Below are 10169 nucleotides of genomic sequence, written 5' to 3'. Positions count from 1 at the left end.
CAGGACTGGTTTTCGATCTAAAAACCATCTTGAGGTAACATGGGGATATATTCATGCAACTTCAAGATGTAAAGTTAACAACTGATTGATACCAAATCCAATAATTATCTAGCCATGAATGCCTTGCCTTGTTCTACCATTGTTCATCAACAAGCTATGACTATAATATTATGCAAATTGGTATAAAAAATGATGCTAGGCTTCTCTATTCTTTTTAGCTGCCTGTTCAATAATGGGTTGTAATTCACCCTGTTGGAACATTTCTAAAATAATATCACAACCGCCAATGAGTTCACCGTCAACCCATAATTGTGGGAAGGTAGGCCAATTAGCATATTTAGGTAGCTCTGCGCGAATATCTGGGTTTTGTAGTATATCAACATAGGCGAAAGGGTGACCACATTGCATAAGAGCTTGTGATGCCTGTGAAGAAAAACCACAGCTAGGTAATTTAGGAGAACCTTTCATATATAATAGGATTGCATTTTCACTAATTTGATTTTTAATTTTATCTAACGTTTCCATTTTATACTCCAAAAAAATTTTATTTATTCTACTCAAATTCAAGTGTTAATAAAACGTCATTAAAAATGAGGGTTAACAATATGATAAAATATTATCACAAATAACATTGACATAGATCATTTTCTTGCAGAGAATCTAATAATAAATGAAGTTCGCTAACACGATCCCTGTGTCTGCATTTATAAAACGACTTATTTTGCAAATATTTTAATATGGAGACGAATAATATGGCTTTTGAATTACCAGCTTTACCTTACGCGAAAGATGCACTAGAACCACACATTTCTGCAGAAACGCTTGATTTTCACCACGGTAAGCATCACGCAACTTACGTACAAAAGTTAAATGGCCTAATCGAAGGTACTGACTTAGCAAATAAATCTTTAGAAGAAATTATTCAAACAAGTACTGGCCCGCTTTTTAATAATGCAGCACAAGTCTGGAATCATACTTTTTACTGGAACTGCCTAGCAGCGAATGCTGGTGGTGAGCCGACAGGCCCAATTGCACAGGCTATTGAACAAAGCTTTGGCTCATTTGCTGAATTTCAAGCAGCATGGAATGATAAAGCAGTAAACAACTTTGCTTCATCTTGGACATGGTTGGTTAAAAAAGCGGATGGTACATTGGAGATTGTTAATACTTCTAATGCGGCAACACCATTAACTGACGAAGGTGTTACACCATTATTGACGGTCGATCTATGGGAGCATGCTTACTATATTGATTACCGTAATGTACGTCCTAACTATTTAAATGGTTTCTGGGCATTGGTAAATTGGGATTTTGTAAATCAAAATTACGCTTAAAATTTACCTTAATAATTAGTAACATTAGTGTTGTAATAAAAAAAACCTTAACATTATGTTAAGGTTTTTTATTATATTCGCTCGTTAATTTAAGATGCTTTCTCTATTTAGAAAATTTCATTTTGTTTTTTGTTTCATTAAATTCTTTAATAAATAGGTTATGGCCTGCTTCAAGTTTTTTAAAAAATAGCGCCATTAAAATCCCACCGACAATAAATGAGCAGATTAATAATTGAATTAAAATGGAACGACCCGTTTCTTGATAATGATTAATGACACTGAGAATTTTTTGTTGCTCTAATGTGATACGTATATAACCTATTTTTTCATTTTTTTTGTATAACTCTGCAATATAGGGAGATTTTTCCTCTGCTTCTTTGACACCTTTTCTATCAAAATCTAATAAAGTTGATAGCGGTAATGCTTGTTTAGATTGGCTGACTATTTGACCTAAATGATCATAAATAGTGATATCTCTAACCGTTGGATCATTACTTAGCTCTTCAATAAGTAACTGCAATTCCTCTGTTTTATTATTGGCAAGATAACGTGTTGCTTGTGCTGCTGCTAAGTTCGTTAATGAATATGAAAATTTTTCGCTTTGCTGAGATTTAATATCATTAGAGGTCATTTGTAATATATAGTACTGATAGCCGATAATCATACAAACTGCTAATAAAGTTGTTATTTGTATAAAGCGCCATAAATAAAACCATTTTTTATGCATTTAAAGTTCCTTACAACAAGTTGTTATACTTGCAATGATGAATCGCAATAGTTATCGTGTCAGACATATTATTATAATCAATTTTTTAATCGCTAGTAGTACGCTACTGTGTATTAAATCGCTTTAAAACAGGTATGTTACAGTGAATCCAATAAAAAAACTCGTAGTTCAATCAAATTGTCAATCTTTGCTTAAATTGAAGGGCGAACTAAAGCAAAAAGTGACTGGCTTAGATTGCCTTTATTATGAAAATGGACAATATAGCCAACAATTAAATTCTCCTATGGCAGCAAAGGCTTCCCTGATTGTAATGGGGGAGGCGTTTACTTGCCAACAATTAGACGCGTTATTAATGCTGCTTGCCGCGCAAGGGGTGGATGGTATCGCCATACATGCGCCTGCACTTATTGAAAAAGTAACTTTATTGCGCCTCACGCTAAATAATATCCCACAAACATTAAAAGCAGCGCTTGATGTATTTGTAAAGCCCCATCACTTAGATTTTGCATTGATGGATTCATTTCCTGATTGGCAAAAACCGGGTCTTATATTGATGGATATGGACTCAACAACAATTCAAATTGAGTGTATTGATGAGATAGCGCGTTTGTATGGGGTTGGCGATGAAGTGGCCGCGGTGACCGCACAAGCAATGCAGGGCAAACTCGATTTCAATGAGAGTCTGCGCACGCGTGTCAGCAAATTAAAAGATGCGCCGATTACGATTTTAAAAGAGGTAGCAGATAGCATGCCGTTAATGCCCGGATTAGAAGTGTTAATAGCTGGCGTAAAAAAAGCGGGCTGGAAAATTGCCATCGCATCGGGTGGTTTTAACTATTTTGCGGATCGATTAAAACAAGACCTTGGCTTTGATCATACTGTTGCGAATACATTAGAAGTTAGCGGCGAACAGTTAACGGGGAATGTGTTAGGTGAAATAGTCAATGCACAGGTAAAAGCAAGAACATTGGCCGAATTGGCAAAACAATATGATATACCAATGTCACAAACCGTTGCTATTGGTGATGGTGCTAATGATTTGCTGATGATGGAATCCGCCGCCGTCGGTATTGCGATTCATGCCAAACCTATTGTTCAAGAAAAAGCAGACGTTGCATTAAATGTGACTGATTTGTATGGCGCTCTAGCACTGTTAAGTGCGACACTTTGTCCAAGTAGTTGGGCATGATGCGCCTATTGTGTCGCTTAAATTAACCCTAATTCGTGGATTACCAGGGAGTGGCAAATCCACACTGGCAAAAACATTGCCCGCAGTGCACCTTGAAACAGACATGTATTTTATAAATGCACAGGGGCAATATCAATTTGACGCGCGTAAATTACCAGAGGCACATAACTGGTGCCTTGCGCAATGTCGTTATTATTTACAGCATAATAAGGATGTGGTTGTCGCCAACACCTTCGTCAAACAGTGGGAAATGGATCATTATAGAAAATTAGCACTTGAGTACAAAGCAGAGCTAACTATACTGGTTTGTACAATGCAATTTGATAATATACATCAAGTGCCACAATCCACGGTGGCCAAAATGAAACGCAATTGGCAAGCATGATGCGAGTTAACATAGCAAAAATATTTACATAATCCTTTAGGAATAAAATGAGCGAAATAGAAGAACAACAGAACAACCCATTGCATGGTTTAAAATTAGAGACGTTATTAACCCAATTGGTCGAATTTTATGGTTGGGAGATTTTAGCAACGGCACTGCGCTTTAACTGCTTTAAAGTAAATCCAAATATCAAAGGGAGTTTAAAGTTTCTTCGTAATACCCAATGGGCGAGAGAAAAGTTAGAAGATTTTTATCTATATCGCTATACGCGCATGCCTCGACCGACACCTGATCAGTATGATTTAGCACCACGAGAACGCGGTTTTAAAAACGGTATTGTACCACGTAAACCGATGCAATTAACGGTTGAGTCCATTGAACTTTCTCAGGCGAAAGCCGCTTCGGCGTTTAAAGAAAAACAGAATGAAAAACGTGGCAACACAACGAGAAAGCCCGTTGCAAAACGTCAAAAGAGTAATGACTCATCCGAGCCACCCTATGACCCAAGTAATCCTTGGAATCAATAGTTATCGCAATTCCTATGGGGCATGGCTTGCTTCGCCTCAATAGCCCCTCTATTTGAAGGAGTGGCTATTACGCTTAACGTGGTTTACGTTTTTTAGCTTTTGCTCGACGGATCGCCGCCGGGGTGTTTTCTGCTTTTTTTCTGGCTAGCATTTGGTTACGTTCTTGTGTTGCTTTGTAGCGGCTTTTTTTGAGCACGTCACCCGTTGCATTATCAGTATCGCCGGCAGAGAGACTCATTTCATAACCGGGATAAATAATACGTTCAAAACGACGCCCGATAAGTGTTTCAATATTATCTAAGAACTGCTCATCTTTAGGGCTCACCAGAGACACCGCCATACCATTTTTACCGGCTCGACCCGGCACGACCAATACGGTGCACATAATCTTCAGCTAAAAAGGGAAGATGGAAATTAACTACATAGGGTAGGTCGGGAATGTCCAATCCACGGGCGGCAACATCGGTAGCAACAAGCACCCGAACGCTCCCTTCAGTAAATTTTTCGATCGCTTTATTACGTGCGCCCTGTGTTTTATCGCCATGACAGAGTGCGGTTTTAATGCCATCGAGTTGTAACTCTTTAGCTAAAAGATTGGCGCTCTCTTTGGTGCCTGGCAAAAACCAATACCTGACGCCAGTTTTTCACGCCAATTAATTCTGATAGTAGCTCCCGTTTACGAGATTCTGAAACCCAGTAAACTTGTTGTTTAACTTTACCTGAAGTTGAATTTTGTGGTGAAACCTCTAATGTTTTTGGCGTTGTTAACAGTTTTTTCGCGAGTGTTTTGACTTTGTTTGAAAAAGTCGCAGAGAACATTAATGTTTGGTGTTTCTGTTTAATCACCAACATCAGCTTTTCAATATCCTGCAAAAATCCCATATCCAGCATGCGATCCGCTTCATCTAAAACAAGGTATTTCACATGCGAAAGATCGACATTTCTTTCGTTTACATGTTCAAGTAATCGCCCCGGTGTGGCGACGAGTAGATCCACACCAGATTTCAACATTTTGACCTGTGGTGCGATATTTGTACCCCCGGTGATTGCCCCTGAACTCAGTGGTAAAAACTGACTATATTCTTGTACATTTTCGGCCACTTGCGCAGCAAGTTCACGGGTTGGTGTTAAAACGAGTGCTCGAATGGTGGTGTTATTGGCTACTTTATCGCTTTTGCTTTTAGCTAAGAGATCTAAAAGCGGCAAAGTAAACGCAGCCGTTTTGCCGGTGCCAGTCTGCGCACTAGCGAGTAAATCATGGCCATTACGAATTAAAGGGATTGCTTGTTGTTGAATAGGCGTAAGGTTTTTATAACCACATGCTTTTACTGCTTTTAATAATTCTGAAGATAAACCGATCGCATCAACACTCATTTAAACCACCATCAAATACACTATTATAAAATTAAGGGCGAGAGTATAGCAGCTCATTGGCATCGTGAGTTGAATTTTAATAAAACAATTTTACGCGCTGGGCAGTAGGGTGCGAAATCTACTATCAATCGCTATCTTTAGTCGGTAATATTTGTCATTTCATCAATTAATATATGAGACTTATTATGCTTAAAAATATTACAGCACAACAAGCCACTGCACTGTTAGATTCAAAGGATACATTTATTATCAATATTGTCGCCAGTTGGTGTTCTGACTGTGTTGATCAAAGTAAAAATATCGCCGATTTTGCGGCTTACTGCTGCGAAAACAAGATTCCCGTTTACCAGCTTAATGTGCAAGATATTAAAAATGAATACCTGAGTGCCACACATGAAGCCGTAACAATGTGCTTAGGTGGAAGAGGTTACCCACGTACTGCCTTGATTAAAGCAGGTATTATTGTTGATGCTGATAATGTTGAAGTGATCAGCAGTGATGCACTTGCGCAATTGGCAGAGAAGTTCATTAAGTCGTTAAAATAGCGCTATGGGCTAAGATTTTTAATTGTAACGCTTTCACCTTTATCCGAGATTTTAAGCAATGCATCTCTGTTTTTCTATTACCGCACATGGTTTTGGTCACGGTGCCATTTCGACATCGATCATTGCCCGGCTAATGCAATTTCATCCTGAAATTAAGATCACAATAGTGACACTACTGCCAAAAAGTTACCTAGCGTCACGTCTATCTGGGGCTTTTACACATGTCAAATTAGGTCATGATTTTGGCATGATAATGCACTCAGCTAACGTAGTCGATGTGCCCAATAGTCGTGACGCTTATCAACAACTCTTAGAAAACTGGGCGCAATATGTGAGCGAAGAGATGAACGTGTTACAGGCGTTTAAACCGGATTGGGTGATTAGCAATATCTCACCGATCACGCTCGATGCCGCGCAGCAATTAAATATCAGAACGGCATCGGTTGCACCATTTAACTGGGCGCAAATTTATGAACGTTACTGTTTAGATAAAAAATATGCACATACTGAGACGCTTTATAGGAAAATGTTGGCTGTCTATCGAAAAGTAGAATACACCTATAAACCACAGCCTTCAGTCCCGTTTACTGGTGTTAAAGAGATAGATATAGCCAGTATCAATAACCAGCCTACGGATCATATAGAGGATCTCATCCGTTATTTGCCAAAGGGAACAAATAGGGTCGCCTTAGTGGCATTAGGTGGTTTACCCTTCGATTTGGATATTAAGCATTGGCCAACTATTCCCGGCTTACATTGGTTGTTAAACCAGCCTGGAAAAGTATTACGTGATGATATGAGTCAGATTAATGAACTTAAATTCTCTTTTTTACAGCTTGTAGGTAGCTGCGATTTAATCATCACCAAACCCGGTTATGGTACCTATTGTGAAATCGCTGCGATTGCGCAAAATAAAAAAATTAGGGTGTTAAGTTTAGCGCGTCAAGATTGGCCTGAAACACCTTACTTAAATAGCTTTTTAGCTAGCAGAGTACCATTCTTAGAGATCCATGAAAGCGCCTTAAAGGGGCAAGCCTTAACGCACATTATTACGCAATTAAATGGGTTAGATTACCCCAAGACCGAGATTTGTGAAGACGGTGCGATGCAGCTAATAACGCATTTGTTAAGCAATGGCGCGGCATAAAGCTGGGGCGTTTACCCATGCAACTTAAAGCATTAATCCTTGAGGTTGCTCAATTATCGAAAAGCGCCTGTTTTGTTGTGTGTCACTCCTGTCGAATTGTATAAAAACATACGTGCATGTATTGTCCTAAATGAGATAGGTGGCAGCGTCATACCTATATCAAGTCAAAGTATTTGCAAATAGTTATTTTATAAAGTAAAAGATATGGATGTCCCCGATTAGTTATTCAGCCTAATAATATTTGCAGAGAGCGTAGGTCAATGCCTTGCTCTAACAAGTGTGTTGCAAAGCAATGTCGCAGTGAATGTGGACTTATATTTTTCTTAATCCCTAACTCAGCCATTACTTTCTTCAAGGCTTTTTGGACGCTTCCTTTATCCATGGGTACATGTTTGTTTTGACCAAAACGAGGAAATAATAAGACCGGGTGACGGTGTGTATTCCAGTAACAGCGCAAAGCCTGTAAGGTTCGTTTGGGAAGGGGGATTAAGCGATTCTTCCCGCCTTTTCCCTCACGGATATGAACTTGCATAGTTTGGCTATCAATGTCGTTGACGGTTAAATGAAGGGCTTCACCTAACCGTAATCCCATGCTGTACAGGACAAGAAAAAACACCTGATAGCGTAAAGTACGCGTCGCGCTAATTAACATGCCAACCTGCTTGTTGGTGATGACATCAGGAATGCGTTTTACTTGTGGTGGTTTGACAATATTTAACCATTCCCACTGGCGTTCAAGGGTATGCTTGTAGAAAAACTGCAACCCATTACGGTCTAATTTGATGGTACTCCAAGAGTGAGTTTGAATGAGTTGCGCAAAGTAGCATTTCAAATCAGCTTTAGTGAGAGTGTCAGGTGTGCGGTCAAAAAAAGTAGTTATCCTACGCACAGCACGAGAATAAGCATCAATAGTGGCAGGTCTCATGCCCTGTAATGCTAAGTTGGTCAAGTGTTGTTGATATAAAAGGTTAAAGTGTTTTTGTTCTGAGGTGTTCATCGCTTATACTCCTATTAGACATCACCGAAAAGTGATGCAAATATAAGTATGCGTGTTGGTTCATATTTTGTTTTTCTGCCGCACAGCGGCTTCGTTCAACAAGGCATTTAAACGGAACTAAAACAGTGGGTTAGGTTCCGCTTCGCTACACATTTTAACCCACTATTTTAGTCCGCTTAATGCGGCGTTGAGGCTGTAGAATTTCTCCAAAAAGACCGTTTTTACGTTGTTTTTCATTTAATGAAAATTGTATAAAAAATGTACTTGCATGCGCTGATCTGCTGTGATCTAATAGTTATTATTCGCTCAGAGTGAAACGTCATGGCTAATTACAAACCAGACCTATCTTGTCAAAGTAAATTCATCCCGATTGACTTTGCACAGCAAATTCTCCCCGGTACATTTGAGTACGCACTTTCCCATATCGTTGATAAGCACCTTGATTTAAGCACCTTTGATGATTGGTACAATAATGACAATGGCGGTGCAGCTGCTTATCCACCTTCTGTTATGCTAAAAATCATCTTGTTCGGTTACTCTCGTGGCCTTGTTAGTAGTCGCCGTATCGCAGACGCGTGTGAGCGTAATATCACCTTCATGAGTTTATCGGGTGATGTACAGCCACATTACACGTCAATCGCCAACTTTATCTCCAAAATGAAAGATAAAATTGAGCCGCTTTTTACCCAAGTCTTAATGATATGCGATAAAGAAGGGTTGATAGGTCGTCACATGTTTGCGATTGATGGTTGCAAGATAAGCAGCAATACGAGTAAAGAGTGGAGTGGTACATTTGCAGAGCTTGAACGCAAACAACGCAAGTTGCAACGTGCTAGCCAACGCATTATTGCAAGACATCAGGCACAAGACGGTCTTAATGAAGATGAACGCCAACATGACCTAAAACAGAAACAAAAATTAGATGAAAGTGCCAATAAAATTAGTGCGTTCCTTGCGAGTAATAAAGAGAAAATAGGTAGTCGAAATAAACCAGTAAAAAGCAATATCACCGACCCAGATAGCGCCAAGATGACCACCAGTAAAGGGACGATTCAAGGTTATAACGGTATTGCTATCAATGATGATAAACACCAAATCATAGTGCAAGCGCAGGCATGGGGCTCGGTAGGTGAGCAGCAGACATTGAAGCCCGCGGTTAAGCAGTTGCAAGAACAACTTACGAAGCTAGGTACACCCGATACCTTTAAAGATGCCAAGTTCAGTGCTGACAGTGGTTTCCACAGAGAAGTGAACCTTGAGTTCATGGCCACGACAGGGTTAGATACTTATATAGCAGATACCGCATTTAGAAGCCGCAATCCTTTATTCCAAACCAGTCAAACCTATCAAACAGAACAAGAAAAACGGCGATTAAAACGCAGTAAAGGCAGAGCGCGACTATTTACTAGTCACGATTTTTACTTTGATGAAACGGTCTCAAGTTGCCGCTGCCCAGCAGGTAATGAAATGTGGTTAAGTGTTAAAAATGTTGAAACGGCAGGTCGGCAATACGTTCGTTTCTCAGGTTATTTAAAGGATTGCCGGGCCTGCGTACTACAAAAGCAATGCATGCGCAACGCGCCGACTAAACAAGGCAGACAAGTCCAGTTTGAAATCAATAAAAGCACCAAACCTATATCTTATAGCGATAAAATGCGGGTGAAAATAGACAGTAGCCCCGGACGGCGACAATACAGTAAACGGTTAGGTGCAATAGAGCCGGTATTTGGCAATATTACGGTCAATAAAGGGATGAATAAATTCACGCTGCGCGGGCAAGAGAAAGTGAATGCGCAATGGCAGATGTACTGTTTAGTGCATAATATTGAGAAGTTAAAAAACAGCCTGCATTAACCCAAGGGCGATGCCTTAACATCGAATACCCCCGCCTAATTAAGCCAATTCAGCGATATATCACTCAATTTAATCAGTCAGTTATTAAAA

10 protein-coding genes and 1 pseudogene are annotated in these 10169 nt (G+C 39.6%); 7 read left to right on the top strand and 4 right to left on the bottom strand.

Going from position 1 to position 10169, the window contains the following annotated elements:
• Positions 1-195: 195 nt before the first annotated feature.
• Positions 196-525, bottom strand: coding sequence for a Grx4 family monothiol glutaredoxin (gene grxD, locus AB1A03_RS14635; protein WP_354625372.1), 330 nt, complete (start codon positions 523-525; stop codon positions 196-198).
• A gap of 227 nt (positions 526-752) precedes the next feature.
• On the opposite strand from grxD, the gene AB1A03_RS14630 reads away from it, so the two are divergent.
• Complete coding sequence (locus tag AB1A03_RS14630) at positions 753-1334, top strand: Fe-Mn family superoxide dismutase (RefSeq protein ID WP_354625371.1); 582 nt, start codon at positions 753-755, stop codon at positions 1332-1334.
• Between the two features lie 103 nt (positions 1335-1437).
• Here AB1A03_RS14630 and AB1A03_RS14625 read toward each other — a convergent pair whose 3' ends face one another.
• A complete protein-coding gene (locus tag AB1A03_RS14625; RefSeq protein WP_354625370.1) occupies positions 1438-2061 on the bottom strand; it encodes an AhpA/YtjB family protein in 624 nt (207 codons plus the stop codon).
• A 142-nt stretch (positions 2062-2203) separates the two neighbouring features.
• On the opposite strand from AB1A03_RS14625, the gene serB reads away from it, so the two are divergent.
• Genes serB through AB1A03_RS14610 form a run of 3 tightly spaced genes read left to right on the top strand, consistent with a single transcriptional unit; the run spans position 2204 to position 4162 of the window.
• Entirely contained in the window at positions 2204-3250 is a 1047-nt protein-coding gene (gene serB / locus AB1A03_RS14620) for a phosphoserine phosphatase SerB (RefSeq protein ID WP_354625369.1), read from the top strand.
• A 10-nt stretch (positions 3251-3260) separates the two neighbouring features.
• Positions 3261-3635, top strand: coding sequence for an ATP-binding protein (locus AB1A03_RS14615; RefSeq protein ID WP_354625368.1), 375 nt, complete (start codon positions 3261-3263; stop codon positions 3633-3635).
• Positions 3636-3682: 47 nt separating this feature from the next.
• On the top strand, positions 3683-4162 hold the full coding sequence (locus tag AB1A03_RS14610) for a VF530 family protein (RefSeq protein ID WP_354625367.1): 480 nt from the start codon (positions 3683-3685) through the stop codon (positions 4160-4162).
• 73 nt (positions 4163-4235) lie between these two features.
• Here AB1A03_RS14610 and AB1A03_RS17390 read toward each other — a convergent pair.
• Positions 4236-5536, bottom strand: a pseudogene (locus tag AB1A03_RS17390) (DEAD/DEAH box helicase).
• Positions 5537-5721: 185 nt separating this feature from the next.
• On the opposite strand from AB1A03_RS17390, the gene AB1A03_RS14590 reads away from it, so the two are divergent.
• Together AB1A03_RS14590 and AB1A03_RS14585 are read left to right on the top strand one after the other, a co-directional pair.
• Positions 5722-6081, top strand: a complete 360-nt coding sequence (locus AB1A03_RS14590) for a periplasmic thioredoxin of cytochrome c-type biogenesis (protein ID WP_354625363.1) — start codon at positions 5722-5724, stop codon at positions 6079-6081.
• A 58-nt stretch (positions 6082-6139) separates the two neighbouring features.
• Positions 6140-7228, top strand: coding sequence for a hypothetical protein (locus tag AB1A03_RS14585; protein WP_354625362.1), 1089 nt, complete (start codon positions 6140-6142; stop codon positions 7226-7228).
• Positions 7229-7454: 226 nt separating this feature from the next.
• On the opposite strand, the gene AB1A03_RS14580 is transcribed toward AB1A03_RS14585, so the two are convergent.
• Positions 7455-8225 (bottom strand): site-specific integrase, encoded by a 771-nt coding sequence (locus AB1A03_RS14580; protein WP_354625361.1) that lies wholly within the window; start codon positions 8223-8225, stop codon positions 7455-7457.
• Positions 8226-8546: 321 nt separating this feature from the next.
• Here AB1A03_RS14580 and AB1A03_RS14575 point away from each other — a divergent pair, with 321 nt between their 5' ends.
• Positions 8547-10079 (top strand): transposase, encoded by a 1533-nt coding sequence (locus AB1A03_RS14575; protein ID WP_354625360.1) that lies wholly within the window; start codon positions 8547-8549, stop codon positions 10077-10079.
• Positions 10080-10169 lie beyond the last annotated feature (90 nt).

Source organism: Psychromonas sp. MME2 (assembly GCF_040566515.1).
GTDB lineage: Bacteria > Pseudomonadota > Gammaproteobacteria > Enterobacterales > Psychromonadaceae > Psychromonas.
This window is presented reverse-complemented; position numbering and strand designations above follow the sequence as displayed.

Excerpts from the sequence above, each read along its gene's own strand:
- grxD (WP_354625372.1), bottom strand. The coding sequence starts at position 525 with ATGGAAACGTTAGATAAAATTAAAAATCAAATTAGTGAAAATGCAATC.
- AB1A03_RS14580 (WP_354625361.1), bottom strand. The coding sequence starts at position 8,225 with ATGAACACCTCAGAACAAAAACACTTTAACCTTTTATATCAACAACAC.
- AB1A03_RS14630 (WP_354625371.1), top strand. The coding sequence starts at position 753 with ATGGCTTTTGAATTACCAGCTTTACCTTACGCGAAAGATGCACTAGAA.
- AB1A03_RS14590 (WP_354625363.1), top strand. The coding sequence starts at position 5,722 with ATGCTTAAAAATATTACAGCACAACAAGCCACTGCACTGTTAGATTCA.
- AB1A03_RS14585 (WP_354625362.1), top strand. The coding sequence starts at position 6,140 with ATGCATCTCTGTTTTTCTATTACCGCACATGGTTTTGGTCACGGTGCC.
- AB1A03_RS14625 (WP_354625370.1), bottom strand. The coding sequence starts at position 2,061 with ATGCATAAAAAATGGTTTTATTTATGGCGCTTTATACAAATAACAACT.
- AB1A03_RS14575 (WP_354625360.1), top strand. The coding sequence starts at position 8,547 with ATGGCTAATTACAAACCAGACCTATCTTGTCAAAGTAAATTCATCCCG.
- AB1A03_RS14610 (WP_354625367.1), top strand. The coding sequence starts at position 3,683 with ATGAGCGAAATAGAAGAACAACAGAACAACCCATTGCATGGTTTAAAA.